A 14,805-nucleotide genomic window follows, 5' to 3' on the forward strand; every position below is an offset into this window, starting at 1 on the left:
TCCGTCATTCCGGGATGGTCCGAAGGGCCAGACCCGGAATCTCGAGATTCCGGGTTCGATGCTTCGCATCGCCCCGGAATGACGTTGACAAGGTGGTTTGATGAATTACGGCATCGCATTCACGCCGCTTGTTCCCGCGATCGTGCTGTGGCTCGCGCTCGCCGCGATCGTCGTCATTGCGCTGGTGCTGCTTCTGGCGCGCGCACGCGGCGCCGCGGTGCGCGTCGCCGCGCTGGCGCTGGTCCTGCTGGCGCTCGCCAATCCCTCCTTCACCCGCGAGGACCGCGATCCCCTCACCTCGGTGGCGGCCGTCGTCATCGACAAGAGCCCGAGCCAGAATTTCGGCAACCGCAACCGTGAGGCCGCCCAGGCGCAGGAAGCGCTGGTCGACAGCCTGAAGAAGATCAAGGGCCTCGAAGTCCGCGTCGTCGAGGCCGGGCAGGCCGACGGCGAGACCGACGGCACAAAACTGTTCGGCGCCCTCGCCTCGGCCTTGGCGGACGTCCCGGTCGACCGCGTCGCCGGCGCGTTCCTGATAACCGACGGCCGCGTCCACGACATTCCGGCGAACGCCGCCGCGCTCGGTTTCCAGGCGCCAGTGCACGCGCTGGTCACGGGGCAGAAGGACGAGCGCGACCGCCGCATCGCGATCACGGCGGCACCGCGCTTCGGCATCGTCGGGCAGACCCAGACCATCAACTACCGGCTCGACGACCAGGGTGTCTCCGGCGAGCGCGCCAGGGTCACGATCCGCCGCGACGGCGAGGTCATCAACGAGCGCACGCTGGGAAGCGGCCAGGCCGCCAGCGTCGACGTCGACATCAAGCATGCCGGTCCGAACATCGTCGAGATCGAGGCCTCGCCGCTCGAACGCGAACTGACGCCGGTGAACAACCGCGCCGTCGTCGCCATCGACGGCGTGCGCGACAAGCTGCGGGTGCTCCTGGTCTCGGGCGAGCCGCATTCGGGCGAGCGCACGTGGCGCAATCTGCTCAAGTCCGACGCCAGCGTCGACCTCGTCCACTTCACCATCCTGCGCCCACCGGAGAAGCAGGACGGCACGCCGATCAACGAATTGTCGCTGATCGCGTTTCCGACCCGCGAGCTGTTCCAGCAGAAGATCAACGAATTCCAGCTGATCATCTTCGACCGCTACGCCCGCCAGGGCGTGCTGCCGATCGCCTATTTCGACAATATCGCGCGCTATGTCCGCTCGGGCGGCGCGGTGCTGGTCTCGGCCGGGCCCGACTACGCCTCCAACACCAGCATCTGGCGCACGCCGCTGGATTCCGTGCTGCCGGCCGAGCCGGTCGGCGTGACGGAAAAGCCGTTCTACGCGCACCTGTCCGACATCGGCAAACGCCATCCCGTCACACGCGGGCTGGAAGGCTCGGCGAGCGAGCCGCCGCACTGGAGCCGGTTCTTCCGCACCGTCGACACCCGCAATGCCGTCAACCCGCCCGTCATGACCGGCGCCGACGGCAAGCCGCTGTTGTTCCTGTCGCGCTTCGGCGAGGGCCGCGTCGCGCTGCTGCTCTCCGACCACATCTGGCTGTGGGCGCGCGGCTATGAGGGCGGCGGACCGCATCTCGATCTGCTCAGGCGGATGTCGCACTGGCTGATGAAGCAGCCTGATCTGGACGAGGAAGCGCTGCGGCTCCAGGTGCAGGGCAAGGACCTCGTCGTGGTGCGCCAGACCATGGCGGACAGCGTCCAGCCGGTGAGCGTCACCTCGCCATCGGGCGTGTCGCACGACTTGACGCTGGCGGCTGCAGATCCCGGCGAGTGGCGCGCCAGCCTTCCGGCGAACGAGCTCGGCCTGTGGCAGGCCACCGACGGCACGCTCAAGGCGCTGATCAATGTCGGCCCGACCAATCCGAAGGAGTTTTCGGAAGTCACCTCCACGGTCGATACCTTGAGGCCGCTGACGCAGGCAACGGGCGGCGACGCCGTGCGCGTGGCCAGTGGCTCCAGCGTCGAGCTGCCGCGCATCCTGCCGGTGCGGTCGGCCAGCGTCTTCCACGGCGACGGCTGGATGGGCGTGCGGATGCGCGACGCCAGCGTGGTGAAGGGCGTCGGCGTGCTGCCGATCTTCTCCGGCCTGATCGGCCTGTTGCTGCTGCTCGGCGCGTTTGCGGCGACGTGGGTACGCGAGGGGCGCTAGAGCTGTTTCCGATCAAGTTGGGTCATAGGCGTCGTAGCCTGCGGCGGCGAGATAGTTGCGGCACTCGTCAGAGGTGAAGCGGGTAAAGGCTTGCCGGATGGCGGCGCGAAGATCTGGGTCGGTGCGGGCTTCCGCGGTCCGAAGCAGCGCTTTCAACAGCCGCCTTTTCGTTGCAATAAGACGAGTTAACTTTGTGTCACGCGAGACGATGCAACCGCAAGCATTCGGATGCCGCGGCGGCGGCGGCCTTTCAAGCGGCCAACGGGCGTCACGCGGCGAGCGGCAGCGGAGCGAGGAGACGGCGATGGCGACGCCCTACAAGATCGAGATTTCCGACGACCGCCTCGCGACCATCGCGCGCAAGGTCGCCGCCTACGACTGGAGCGAGCTTCCCGACGCGGGAGGTTGGCGATCGGGCGTCGGGGTCGCCGACCTCCAGCGGCTCGTCACCTATTGGCGGGATGTCTACGACTGGCGTGCCGTCGAGCGGCGCCTCAATCGGCTTCCGAATTTCATGACGGATATCGACGACGAGCACCTGCATTTCGTGCATTTGAAGGGCGACGGCTCGAAGCCGCCGCTTCTACTCCTGCACGGCTGGCCAGGCTCGTATCTCGAGTTCGAGCCGCTGCTGGAGCCGCTGGTGGCGGACGGTCACGACGTCGTCGTCCCGTCGCTGCCGGGCTTCGCTTTCTCGAAGCCGATCACCGGCCTCGTCGGGCCGCGGCGGGCCGCGGCGCTGATGAACGGGCTGATGGGCGAGCTTTACGGTGCCGAGCGCTTCATCGTCCAGGGCGGGGATTGGGGTAACGCCATCGCCGCGTGGATGGCGCACGACTGGCCCGACGCGCTGCTCGGCATCCACCTCAACATGGTCAACCTGCACGCGGAGGATGCCGCACCAACGAGCGACGCGGAAAAGGCATTCGTCGCCAAACGGGACGAACTCTTGGAGCTGGAGAGCGGCTACAGTCACCAGCAGGGGACGCGCCCGCAAACGCTCGGCGCGGCGATGGCCGACAGCCCCGTCGGCGCGGCCGGCTGGATGCTCGAGAAGATCGGCAAGTGGGCCGATCTCCCGGTGGCGCCCGATGGCCGCCCGGACATCTGGAGCAAGTTCTGCGAAGAAGAGCTGCTCACCAACATCATGCTCTACGTCGCGCCGTCCTCGGTCGTCACCGCGACCTGGATCTATCAGGGCAGGCGCCTCGAAAAGTCGAACAAGTTTCCCGCTGGAACGCGCATCAAGGTGCCGACTGGCGTCGCCGCCTTCCCCGACCCCGTATTCATCCCGCCGCCGCGCTCCTTTGCACAGAAGACCTACGACATCGTGCACTGGAGCGACATGCCGTCGGGCGGCCACTTCGCCGCTTGGGAGGAGCCGGACCTGATGCTGAGCGACCTGCGGGCGTTCGTCGCCCTGGTCCTCGGCAAAAGCTCGTGACGTCGGCAATCTTGGCGACCGCGGAATTGGCAGCTATACCCGCGGCCCTGCCGCGGGCGTGGCGGAACTAGCCTAGTTGCCCAAACGACACATCAGGTCCTCGGTCTTCATGCGCCGATCCCGCCGCCGTTGACATCCGCAGACCGATCCGGCGATGTTACACTATAACATCGCGACGTCCTGGAATTGACGTCCCGATGTGGGGGTGGCGTTTCCAGATGAAGTGGTTCCGGTCGCATATCAGGCACGGCGCCCGGCTCGCGTTGTTCGCGATGCTGGTGCAGCTCGCGCTGACATTCGGCCACAGCCACTGGTTCGCGCAGGCCGCGCCACTCGCCCAACCCTCGCTGCAGCAGACCGACGGCTTCAAGGGCGTTGCCGCGATCGACCGCGCCGCGGTCCAGAAGCAATCGCCGGCCGGCCCCGACCGCGAGCATCAAGGCGACGACAGTTGCGCGATCTGCGCCGTCGTCGCCATGGCGGGCACGATCCTGTTCGCGACGCCGCCTCTGTTGCAGCTGCCGCAGGCGATCGATCTGCTCTACCGCACCACCGACGCCGAATTTCTCCATCTGAAATCGGCCGGCACGGCATTTCAGCCCCGCGCCCCTCCCGCGTCCTGACTTCCAACGCTTGATCACGCCCAGCCTCGCCGCTTGCAGGCCAATGGCCGGGAGAAGTTGAAGTCGAATTCCGTCGCACTGCGACGGCAGGCCGCCTCCGATCAGCAAACCATCATCCGGACGGCGCCTGACTGGAATCAGGACAATGTCATTCAAATCGCGACGCGCGCAACGACTTGGCGGAGCAAGCCTGCTCCTGCTCGGCGCTGCCGCCACGCCCGCCTTCGCTCAAGAGCCAGCCCAAGACAAATCATCGACGGAAATCCCAGCCGTCACCGTGACGGCGCCGAGCCCGATCGTGCGCAGGGCGGTGGTTCCGTCCCGCAACGCCGGCCGCGGCACGCGGACCGCGCGGGTGCGCAGCCGCGAGCAAACGGCGGAAGCAACGCCTGCGGCTTCCGCGCCCGCCGCGCCTCAGCCGGGCGTGCTGCCAATCGTGACCAACCAGTTCGCCACCGTCACCGTGGTGCCGAACGAGGAGATCCGCCGCGAAGGCGGCGGCCAGCTCGGCGATCTCCTGTTCTCCAAGCCCGGCATCACCGGATCGAGCTTCGCGCCCGGCGCATCCAGCCGGCCCATCATCAGAGGTCTCGACGTCAACCGCGTCGGCATCCTCGAGAACGGCACCAATGCCGGCGGCGCCTCCGACCTCGGCGAGGATCATTTCGTGCCGATCGATCCGCTCGCAACCAACCAGGTCGAAGTGGTGCGCGGGCCGGCGGCACTGCGTTACGGCTCGACCTCGATCGGCGGCGTGGTCAGCGCCACCAACAACCGGATTCCGGATGCGCTGCCCTCCTGCGCGCCGTCGTTCCAGAGCTACGGCCTGCCGACCAAGGCGCCGCTCGCGAGCGCCGCGACGTCGCCTTGCGTCACCGCCGAGACGCGCACCGCGTTTAGCTCGGTCGACCGCGGCGTCGAGAGCGGCGTGCTGCTCGATACCGGCGGCGGCAATTTTGCCTTCCATGCCGACGTCTATGGCCGCACCACCTCGGACTATTACATCCCGAGCTATCCCTATCTGACCGACCAGTCGCGTCCCGTGAACGGCCGCCAGCCCAACTCGGCGACGCGCTCGGACGGCGCCTCGATCGGCGGCTCCTACTTCTTCCAGGGCGGCTATATCGGCGCGTCGATCACGCAGAACGACTCGCTCTACCATATCCCCGGCATCGACGGCGCCGACCACAACACGCGGATCGACGCGCACCAGACCAAGATCAACGTCAAGGGCGAGTACCGCCCCGACGCGGCCGCGATCGACACGATCCGCTTCTGGGCCGGCGCGACCGACTACCGGCACAACGAGATCGGCCTTGCCGATCCCGCCGACCTCAACACCGACGGCATCAGGCAGACCTTCACCAACAAGGAGCAGGAAATCCGCACCGAGGTGCAGCTGATGCCGTTCAACGCCCGCTTCGCCGAGGTGACGACGGCGCTGGGCTTCCAGGTCGGCCATCAGGAACTGAGCGCGCCGAGCCCGGACAATCCCGGCACGCTGTTCAACGGCTTGTGGGACCCGAACAACAGCACGCGCGTTGCCGGTTACGCCTTCAACGAGTTCAGGTTCACGGAGACGACGCGGGCGCAGATCGCCGGGCGCATCGAGCACGTCGAACTGCACGGCACGACGCCGAACTTCCCCGCGGACTACCTGCCCGACGGCACGCCGCAGACGCCGATCGCGCGCAATCCGTCCTTCACGCCGAAGAGCGGCAGCATCGGCCTGTTGCAGGACCTGCCGGGCGGCATGGTCGGCAGCATCACCGCACAATATGTCGAGCGCGCGCCAAAGGCGGCCGAGCTGTTTTCCCGCGGCGGTCACGACGCGACGGCGACGTTCGACATCGGCAACCCGAACCTCACCATCGAGACCGCGAAATCGGTCGAGCTCGGGGTGCGCAGGGCGACGGGGCCGTTCCGCTTCGAGGCGACCGTCTACTACACGCATTTCGACAATTTCATCTATCGCCGCCTCACCGGGGTCATGTGCGACGACGACTTCGCCTCGTGCGGTGCGCCCGATGGCGAACTGAACCAGGCGGTCTACTCGCAGCGGAACGCGAACTTCCGCGGCGGCGAATTCCAGTCGCAGCTCGACGTCGGCGCCTTCCAGGGCGGCATCTGGGGCATCGAGAACCAGTTCGACTTCGTCCGCGCCACCTTCAGCGACGGCACCAACGTGCCGCGGATTCCACCCATGCGCATGGGCGGCGGGGTGTTCTGGCGCGACGACAACTGGCTGATGCGGATCAACCTGTTGCATGCCTTCGCGCAAGACAACGTGGCCGAGATCGCGGAAACGCCGACAGCGGGCTACAATCTGTTGAAGGCCGAGGTCAGCTACAAGACCAAGCTCAATCCGAATCCGTTCGGCGCGCGCGAGATGCTGGTCGGCCTCCTCGGCAACAACCTGCTCAACGAGAACATCCGCAACTCGGTATCCTACACCAAGGACGAGGTGCTGCTGCCCGGCATCGGCGTGCGGGCGTTCGCGAACTTCAAGTTCTAGCGCTCATACGCCATGAATTGTGCGGGAGGGCCTATCCCTCCCGCGTGAGCGGAATACAGAACCTCGATCATGCTCTAGTTGGCAACGAAGTGCGCGTGGCGAAGGCCCTTGTGATGGCCGTCGGCCGGCGGCTTTCCTGCAATCAACGCAATGCCAACGGCCAAGCCGATCGTTGCCGCCAGCAGTCTGACCAGAGAAGGACGCATTCCATCCTCGACATTGCGGCGTCAACATCGTGGCGCCGACATCGTCGGCGCGAACATGGGTTCTGCTTTGCCAAACTAAGCAGCGAAACTATGACGGAAAGGGAACTATCGTTCTGATTGCATATCCATGAAACACAATTCTATTAAACGTTTTGGATTTGCGACTGAAGCGCACAATTTTTGAGCAACGCGACGCGACATTCACCGCGCGTGTTTGATTGCCGGTGTTCCACCATTTGTCACCCGGTCGGGTGACGCTGCGTTGCTTCGCAGTCATTAGCATCAGAAGCACCGAGCCCGATATTCGGCTCGACGTCGTGAATTGGTTCACACGCATTATTCTACCGCGCGAGTAGGGTCATCGGAGATCGATACCCGCGATTGCCACCAAAGTCTTGCTGTCGGAGGTTTTAATGCCGCCTATCGATCCAAAGGCAGCTTCCGCTTTCTCCGTCGTCAGATCATTTCCAGCAATTCCCACGGTCTGTCTGGGAATCTTCGCCGTCGCACTTGCCATCTCGTCGAGTGCGACGAAAGCAGCTTGCTGGGTCGTGCTGCTGTCCGCGCTGGTTTCGAGTATCGCAGGCTTCGCATTCTCGCCGATCGCCGGTGCCTTCCTCTTCCATAGCTTGAGCGAGCCGATCACGATCGTCCGGATTCTCCTGGTGGCTTCGATCGCCCAACAAGTCTACTGCGTCTGGCGCTTGCGTGAATCGATCGAGATGCGCCGGTGCGCTCCCTACCTCTTCGGCAGCATCTTGACGTTGCCCATCGGCCTTCATCTCCTCTGCAACACTTCGGCGTCCACCTTGCTGCCGATGTTGGGAGCTCTGTTGATCACCTATGGCACCTTCACGGCGCTGAAGCCGACTCTGCGGTCCGGGAAAAATCCCTTGTGGGGACGCATCACGGTTGGCGCGCTGGGAGGCATTACCGGAGGCCTCGCAGCATTTCCTGCCGCTTTCGTTTCGATGTGGTGCCATGTCCAAGGTTTCGACAAGCACCGCGCCCGCGCAATCATCCAGCCCTTCATCCTGGTCAACCAGCTCCTGTCGCTGTCCCTGCTGATGGTCTTGCGGCCGCCAGAGGCGATGCCGCTCGGCCTCCTCTTCTATGCAGCCCCCGCCGTGCTCGGCGCCTATGTCGGGCTGATGATCTTCAACCGCGTCGATACCGCTACGTTCAACCGCATCGTGGGCCTGCTGCTGATGGCTGCCGGGATCGGCTTTGTCAGGCCCCTCTGAAGGTTCGGAGTATTCCCCATGCAAAAATCCCCGCAGGATCTCCCCCAGTCAGACCGCCCCGTGTTGCGCAAATGGCGGCTTGCGGTCGTCAGCTTCTATGGATCGCTGCTGGCCGTCATGCTGATGCTGGCGCTGACGATCAGTCATGATGTTCAAATTGCAGGCACGAGCGTGCCTCTCGCGTCTCTGAAGAAGTAGAAGGGCTCGTCTGGCGCATCTGGGATCGCAATAATGGAACGCATCCTCGATTTGATATACGAGGCCGCCGGCCAACAAGACCTCTGGCCTGCCGTTCTCACCGCTATCGCCGATCTCACAGGAAGCGAAGGCGGGATATTGTTCGGACAATCGGTCGCGGCCGAGCAGGTCTACTTCGATTTCAACGGCCGCTTGAACCAGCAATGCAATCAGGCCTACCAGGAACGCCATATGCAGAATGCCTGGTCGGAGGCCATGGAGGACAAGCCGATAGGGCAAGTGGTCCTGTCGGACGAAGTGGTGCCGCTGCGCGAACTCGAAAAATCGGCCTTCTACGACGAGGTCCTCAGGCCGCAAGGCATCGGACACAACGCGATGATTGCGCTGGCAGCGAAGGATGACTTCCGTGTGGCCTTCAACATCTGCCGCAGCAGGCGCCGCGGAGAATTCGACGCAGCCGGCCGTAAACACATCGAAATGCTGGCTCCCCATCTGCGGAGATCCGTCACATTGGGATTTCGCCTGACCGGGTATCACGCATTGAGGAGAGCCGCGTTCGACGTGATCGATCAACTGGCGGACGGCGTCGTCGTCATGGGTCCCAGGGCACATGTCATCTTTGCGAACCAGGCGTCCTGTTCGCTGGAAGCGGAAGGGACTCTCAAGCTCAGGCCTTCGATGGCGACCTGGTCAGCCCCGCATTCGAGACGCCTCGCAAACCTTGTCCGGTCGACATTGGCCGGCGGAGCCGGCGGAACGATGAGTGTTCCCGCGGTGGAGGGGACGCGGCTTCTGACTATTGTCGTCGTGGGACTGCGCAGCGAAGAAGTCGGGATGCTCGGTGGGGCCTTCATCCGCAACGCGGCCTGCGCCGCCTTCGTGATCGATCCCTCGCAAAGAGGAACGGCGAGCTCGCAGCAATTGACGGACGCATATGGCTTGACCAGGGCGGAAGCGCGCGTGGCAGTTGCAGCGTCCTCCGGCGGGACGACATCCGAAGCAGCCGTCATGCTGGGACTGTCCGCCAATACGGTCAAAACGCATCTCAGGCGAGTCTTTGTCAAAACCGACACGAGAGGTCAGGCTGAGCTTGCCGCACTTCTCGCGACGATAGGTGTCGTCAGATCCCCTGGCGAGGCCTCGTAGCCACGATCGAGCGGAGCGAGAGCCGGGACTTGTCCGCCTGGCCTTGGACTGCGCCTTCGCCCTTCGAGCTACGGCGGACGCTCCATCCGGACGTGGAGCTGCGGCTGCAGCTACCCCCGCGCCTTGCTCCAGTCGGGGCCGACCGGGCCCGACACGCCCTCAAAGGCGCCGTCGACGAGCTCGAACACCAGGATACGGGCGGCATCGACGGGGCCCGGCATGGTGACGCGGCCCTTGGGGACCGGCTTGAAACCGACGCGGCTGTAATAGGGCTCATCGCCGACCAGCAGCACGAGCCGGTGGCCTTTCGCTTTCGCATCCTTCAGCGCGCGCTCCATCAACGTACGGCCGACGCCGCGGCCGCGGAACGGCGGCTCGACGGTGAGCGGCCCGAGCAGCAGCGCGGGCGTGTCGCCGATCAGGATCGGCAACTGCCTGACCGAGCCGACCAGCAGCGTGCCGATGCGGGCGGTGAAGGACAGTTCGAGCAGATGGTCGACGTGCTCGCGAATCCGGTAGGCGCTCAGCACGAAGCGGCCGGGACCGAAGGTACGTTCGTGCAGCCGCTCGATCGCCTGAGCGTCGCCGGCGGCCTCGGGAAGGATGGTCAGTGAGAGGTCGGTCATGTCATCCGGCGGAGTAGCATCTGCGAATGCGGAGGTCCATGGGCGCGGCCCCCACTCAGTCCCGTTTCAACGCAGGCTGGGACAGGTAGGCCAGCATCTTCATCTCTCGCCGCCCCCGCGTGACCGTGTCGAGCACGAGCCCGGACGACGCCGACAGCAGGGCCATGATCATCAGGCCCGTCGACAGCACGGATCGCAAGACAGATCAGACCGAAAGCGGGTTTGGCAATCTTCATCCGGTTTTCCGTGGCGGCGGTCGAGCCGGTCACTGGCACAGGCCGCCCTCAGCGCCACGTCGCAATCAAGGGCCGGTCGTCGAGCACTTCCGCGATCCGCAGCCGCGTGCCGGGCGTGGTGCCCTCGGGCAGCGCCGTGATCGCGAAGAACCCGCATTCGACGATCTCGCGGTTGGGCGCGGGCAGGCGGGCCTGCCTGAACTGCCTGACGACATAGACCGCGACATGGTCGCGGCGGGAGACGTGGCTGTTGAGGAAGATGCCGTGCAGCATGGCGTCTCCGGTGAGATCGATGTCGCCCTCCTCCTTGAGCTCGCGCCGCATCGCCTGCTCCATGGTCTCGCCGTGGTCGACGCCGCCGCCAGGCAGATACCAGCCGCTGACGTAGCTGTGCCTGACGAGAAAGACCCGATCCTCGGCATCCAGCACCACGGCGCGGACGCCGAGCGTCATGCCGCGGACGAGCAGGAAGTAGGCGTGGAAGAGCCGCCGCAGCAGCGGCTCGGCTTTCCGTCGGACACGGTTCAGACTTTCTCCCATCAGACTTCCCCGCCGCCCCGTTTCAGGCCCTGCTTGCGCGCCGGGCGCGACCTTGCCATTACGGTAGAGCAATAGCGAGGCAATCGCGCGTCATGGCTCCCTTCACGCTCGCCCATCTGTCCGACCCGCATCTGCCGCCTTTGCCGAAGCCTCGGCTGATCGAGCTCGCGGGCAAGCGCGCGCTCGGCTATGTCAACTGGACGCGCAACCGCCACAAATACCAGCGCCGCGAGGTTCTCGACGCACTCGTCGCCGATATGAGGGCGCAGGCGCCCGACCACATCGCGGTGACGGGCGATCTCGTCAACCTCGCGCTGGAGGCGGAATTCGCGCCGGCCCTCGCCTGGCTCGAGAGCGTCGGCCCGCCTGAGCGCGTGACCGCGATTCCCGGCAACCATGACGCCTATGTCCGTGCCACCTTTCATCGTTTCGGCGAGACGTTTGCGCCCTATCTTGCCGGCGACGACGGCCGCATCGGTTTTCCGTCCGTGCGCCGGCGCGGACCGCTTGCGCTGATCAGCCTGTCCACGGCGGTACCGACCCTGCCGCTGATGGCGACGGGCACGCTCGGGCCCGATCAGCTCGCCTCGCTCGAACAGGTGCTCGAACGGCTCGCGGCGGAGGACGTCTTCCGCGTGCTGCTGGTGCATCATCCGCTGAAATCCGATGCCCGCCAGAAACGGATGACGGACGCGCCCGCGCTGCTGGCGCTGCTCAAGCGTCACGGCGTCGAGCTGATCCTGCACGGGCACGACCACGTTCATTCGACGATATGGGTCGAAGGTCCCAACGGAAACATTCCCGCGCTCGGCGTTCCCTCGGCCTCCGCACTCGCGCACGGACGCTACCCGGCGGCGGCGTATAATCTGCTGACGATCGAAAAGGACAATGCCGGCTGGCGCTGCGAGCAGACGGTGCGGAGCCTGGGGGCTGGATTTCAGGTCGGGCAGATCAAGCATGCGAGGTTGATTTAGTTGGCTGTCATTCCGGGGCGCGCGGCAGCGCGAACCCGGAATCCATTCACCCGCATGCGCTGTTGCTCGATGGATTCCGGGCTCGCGCTTCGCGCGCCCCGGAATGACGAGGAGAGAGTCTCACCAGCTCCGCAGGGCGGCCAGCACCGCAACCCCGAACAACGCGGCAGCGCCGAGCACGAACCCGAGCACGAACGGCCAGACGCGCGAGCGGCGCGGCGGCACGGTGGCCGGTGCCTGCGGTTCGGGCGGGACCACCATCGCACGCTCGCGCTCGACCATGCGGCGCGCGACATAATCGGTGACGGCCTCGACGATCACAGCGGTGTCGTGCGATTCGGCGAGCACGATGCGGCCGAAGCGGGTGTCCTGGACGAAGCGGTACATCCGCTTGTCGCGCCCCATCACGATGTGGGCGACGACGTCGATCCAGAGTCTTGGCGTATCGCCCTGGCTGATGCCGCGGTCGAACAGGTCGATCTGATCAGGCACCTGCGCGAACAGGGGATCGAGCCCGTCGTTGAGGATCTCGAGCCGCGCCACCTCGGCGTCCCTGAGATCGACCACGACGCCGGTCCGGTCGGCGGCCTCGATCCGTGCGCGCAGCAGTGCATCGCGCAGCCGCACCGGGCGCGGCTGGCCGGGATGGGTCCCGCTGGTCTCGGGCTCTGACATTGTCGGCCTCGTCCTCGACTTTCCACCATTAACCTATCAGCAACCACATCCTCCGCAAAGCCCCACAATTCCAGATACTTACAGCGCCCCACAGCCTTTACACCTGTGCCAAAAACAGACGATCCCACCCAGGCTCGAGGCCTGGATGGGACCATCCGTCCTTGGACGTCTTCTTAGGTGAGTTCGGCAGCCGCCTGATCAGGCTGCCGGGGCGCGCTGCGGCTCTTCCACGATCGAGAAGCGGACGCCGGCCTTGTGGCGGCTCTCTTCCGACACCTCGCGCCAGCAGTCCTCAGCCTCCTTGCGGGACTTGAACGGACCTTTGACCTGGGCCGAGCCTTCCACGAGCTTGTGGAAGTTCATCGAACCGAACTCGCCGCCGATCACCCAGAAATTGCTGCCTTTGGTCATTGTCAGTCTCCTATCGAGAGTAGCGTGGTTCGTTAGCCGAACTGGTTCATGGTGTTGTGGGCGCCGCCCGCCTTCAGGGCCGCTTCGCCGGCGAAGTACTCCTTGTGGTCGTCGCCGATGTCGGAGCCGGCCATGTTCTGATGCTTCACGCAGGCGATGCCCTGACGGATCTCGGCGCGCTGGACGTTCTTGACGTAGCCGAGCATGCCCTGCTCGCCGAAATACTCCCTGGCCAGATTGTCGGTCGAGAGCGCTGCCGTGTGATAGGTCGGCAGCGTGATCAGGTGGTGGAAGATGCCGGCGCGCTTGGCCGAATCCGCCTGGAAGGTGCGGATGCGCTCGTCGGCTTCCTGCGCCAGCGGCGTGTCGTCATACTCCGCCTTCATCAGCTCGGCCCGGTTGTACTTGCTGACGTCCTTGCCGGCTTCCTTCCAGGCATCGAAGACCTGCCAACGGAAGTTGAGGGTCCAGTTGAACGACGGCGAGTTGTTGTAGGCGAGCTTGGCGTTCGGCACGACCTTGCGGATGCGGTCGACCATGCTGGCGATCTGCTCGATATGCGGCTTCTCGGTCTCGATCCAGAGCAGGTCGGCACCGTTCTGCAGCGAGGTGATACAGTCGAGCACGCAGCGGTCTGCACCGGTGCCGGGGCGGAACTGGTAGAGGTTGGAGGGCAGCCGCTTCGGACGCATCATCTTGCCGTTGCGGTTGATGATGACGTCGCCGTTGCGGGCGTTCTCCGGCGTGATCTCCTCGCAGTCGAGGAAGCTGTTGTACTGGTCGCCGATGTCGCCGGGCTTGTGGCTGACGGCGATCTGCTGCGTCAGGCCGGCGCCGAGCGAATCGGTGCGGGTCACGATGACGCCGTCTTCGACGCCGAGCTCGAGGAAGGCGTGGCGGCAGGCACGGATCTTCGCCAGGAAGACCTCATGCGGCACGGTGACCTTGCCGTCCTGGTGGCCGCACTGCTTCTCGTCCGAGACCTGGTTCTCGATCTGCAGCGCGCAGGCGCCCGCCTCGATCATCTTCCTGGCGAGCAGATAGGTCGCCTCGGCATTGCCGAAGCCGGCATCGATGTCGGCGATGACGGGCACGACATGAGTCTGGAAGTTGTCGATCTTCTCGATCAGCTCCTTCTCGCGGGTCTTGTCGCCTTCCTTGCGCGCCTTGTCGAGGCTGCGGAAGATGTCGTTCAGCTCGCGCGAATCCGCCTGGCGCAGGAAGGTGTAGAGCTCTTCGATCAGCGCCGGCACCGAGGTCTTCTCGTGCATCGACTGGTCGGGCAGCGGACCGAACTCGGAGCGCAGCGCGGCGATCATCCAGCCCGAGAGATAGAGGTAGGTCCGATCGGTCTTGCCGAAATGCTTCTTGACCGAGATCAGCTTCTGCTGGGCGATGAAGCCGTGCCAGCAGCCGAGCGACTGGGTGTACTTGGTGGGGTCGCCGTCATAGGCGGCCATGTCCGCGCGCATCAAGGCCGCGGTGTAGCGGGCGACGTCGAGACCGGTCTTGAAGCGGTTCTGCAGGCGCATGCGCGCGACGGCCTCGGCCGTCACTCCGTTCCAGGTCGGCTGGGTCTCAAGGAGCGCCTGGGCTGCCTCGACCTCGCTCTGATAGGAGGCCGGACGCAGGAGGGGGCTGATGCCGCGGGGCTGGTAGTTCATGGACCTGATCCTTTCGCTGACGATGGCGATGGCTAGCCATCGACATTCTTGACAGTGCATTGCGAGATGCGTGTCAGGAGCTAAACGCGAAAACGGAAAATTCGGATAGAGGGCTTGTTTCTGATTGGTGATGTCATGT

The 14,805-nt window shown here is 65.1% G+C and carries 13 protein-coding genes and 2 pseudogenes; 8 read left to right on the forward strand and 7 right to left on the reverse strand.

The features are described from left to right. Positions 1–100: 100 nt before the first annotated feature. Positions 101–2,164, forward strand: coding sequence for a hypothetical protein (locus XH96_RS30495; RefSeq protein WP_194389250.1), 2,064 nt, complete (start codon positions 101–103; stop codon positions 2,162–2,164). 12 nt (positions 2,165–2,176) lie between these two features. On the opposite strand, the pseudogene XH96_RS30500 reads toward XH96_RS30495, so the two are convergent. Further along, positions 2,177–2,320: pseudogene (locus XH96_RS30500) on the reverse strand (IS630 family transposase); the annotation flags it as partial. A gap of 148 nt (positions 2,321–2,468) precedes the next feature. Between XH96_RS30500 and XH96_RS30505 the strand changes: the two are divergent. The 6 genes from XH96_RS30505 to XH96_RS30530 all read left to right on the forward strand — a co-directional run bounded on the left by XH96_RS30505 (position 2,469) and on the right by XH96_RS30530 (position 9,540). After that, complete coding sequence (locus XH96_RS30505) at positions 2,469–3,608, forward strand: epoxide hydrolase family protein (protein WP_194389251.1); 1,140 nt, start codon at positions 2,469–2,471, stop codon at positions 3,606–3,608. A gap of 218 nt (positions 3,609–3,826) precedes the next feature. Then, positions 3,827–4,231, forward strand: coding sequence for a DUF2946 family protein (locus XH96_RS30510; protein WP_194389252.1), 405 nt, complete (start codon positions 3,827–3,829; stop codon positions 4,229–4,231). A 145-nt stretch (positions 4,232–4,376) separates the two neighbouring features. After that, on the forward strand, positions 4,377–6,746 hold the full coding sequence (locus XH96_RS30515) for a TonB-dependent receptor (RefSeq protein WP_194389253.1): 2,370 nt from the start codon (positions 4,377–4,379) through the stop codon (positions 6,744–6,746). 601 nt (positions 6,747–7,347) lie between these two features. Further along, positions 7,348–8,196, forward strand: coding sequence for a sulfite exporter TauE/SafE family protein (locus XH96_RS30520; RefSeq protein WP_194389254.1), 849 nt, complete (start codon positions 7,348–7,350; stop codon positions 8,194–8,196). 18 nt (positions 8,197–8,214) lie between these two features. Next, entirely contained in the window at positions 8,215–8,394 is a 180-nt protein-coding gene (locus XH96_RS30525) for a hypothetical protein (protein ID WP_194389255.1), read from the forward strand. Positions 8,395–8,427: 33 nt separating this feature from the next. Beyond that, on the forward strand, positions 8,428–9,540 hold the full coding sequence (locus XH96_RS30530; protein ID WP_194389256.1) for a LuxR C-terminal-related transcriptional regulator: 1,113 nt from the start codon (positions 8,428–8,430) through the stop codon (positions 9,538–9,540). 110 nt (positions 9,541–9,650) lie between these two features. Here the strand turns inward: XH96_RS30530 and XH96_RS30535 are convergent, their stop codons facing one another. From XH96_RS30535 to XH96_RS30545, 3 genes and pseudogenes are all read right to left on the reverse strand, one after another. After that, on the reverse strand, positions 9,651–10,166 hold the full coding sequence (locus tag XH96_RS30535) for a GNAT family N-acetyltransferase (RefSeq protein WP_194389257.1): 516 nt from the start codon (positions 10,164–10,166) through the stop codon (positions 9,651–9,653). 55 nt (positions 10,167–10,221) lie between these two features. Continuing rightward, a pseudogene (locus XH96_RS30540) lies at positions 10,222–10,359 on the reverse strand (glycosyl transferase); the annotation flags it as partial. Positions 10,360–10,450: 91 nt separating this feature from the next. Then, positions 10,451–10,942 carry an NUDIX domain-containing protein gene (locus tag XH96_RS30545; RefSeq protein WP_194389258.1) on the reverse strand — a complete coding sequence of 164 codons (492 nt, stop codon included), beginning with the start codon at positions 10,940–10,942 and terminating at the stop codon, positions 10,451–10,453. Between the two features lie 92 nt (positions 10,943–11,034). Here XH96_RS30545 and XH96_RS30550 point away from each other — a divergent pair, with 92 nt between their 5' ends. Continuing rightward, positions 11,035–11,916 (forward strand): metallophosphoesterase, encoded by an 882-nt coding sequence (locus XH96_RS30550; protein WP_194389259.1) that lies wholly within the window; start codon positions 11,035–11,037, stop codon positions 11,914–11,916. 120 nt (positions 11,917–12,036) lie between these two features. Here the strand turns inward: XH96_RS30550 and XH96_RS30555 are convergent, their stop codons facing one another. From XH96_RS30555 to XH96_RS30565, 3 genes are all read right to left on the reverse strand, one after another. Continuing rightward, positions 12,037–12,591 (reverse strand): hypothetical protein, encoded by a 555-nt coding sequence (locus tag XH96_RS30555; protein WP_194389260.1) that lies wholly within the window; start codon positions 12,589–12,591, stop codon positions 12,037–12,039. 198 nt (positions 12,592–12,789) lie between these two features. After that, positions 12,790–13,002 carry a hypothetical protein gene (locus XH96_RS30560; protein ID WP_027575539.1) on the reverse strand — a complete coding sequence of 71 codons (213 nt, stop codon included), beginning with the start codon at positions 13,000–13,002 and terminating at the stop codon, positions 12,790–12,792. 32 nt (positions 13,003–13,034) lie between these two features. Beyond that, positions 13,035–14,666 (reverse strand): isocitrate lyase, encoded by a 1,632-nt coding sequence (locus tag XH96_RS30565; RefSeq protein WP_194389261.1) that lies wholly within the window; start codon positions 14,664–14,666, stop codon positions 13,035–13,037. Positions 14,667–14,805 lie beyond the last annotated feature (139 nt).

The sequence above is a fragment of the Bradyrhizobium sp. CCBAU 51765 genome, from assembly GCF_015291725.1.
Classification (GTDB): Bacteria; Pseudomonadota; Alphaproteobacteria; order Rhizobiales; family Xanthobacteraceae; genus Bradyrhizobium; species Bradyrhizobium liaoningense.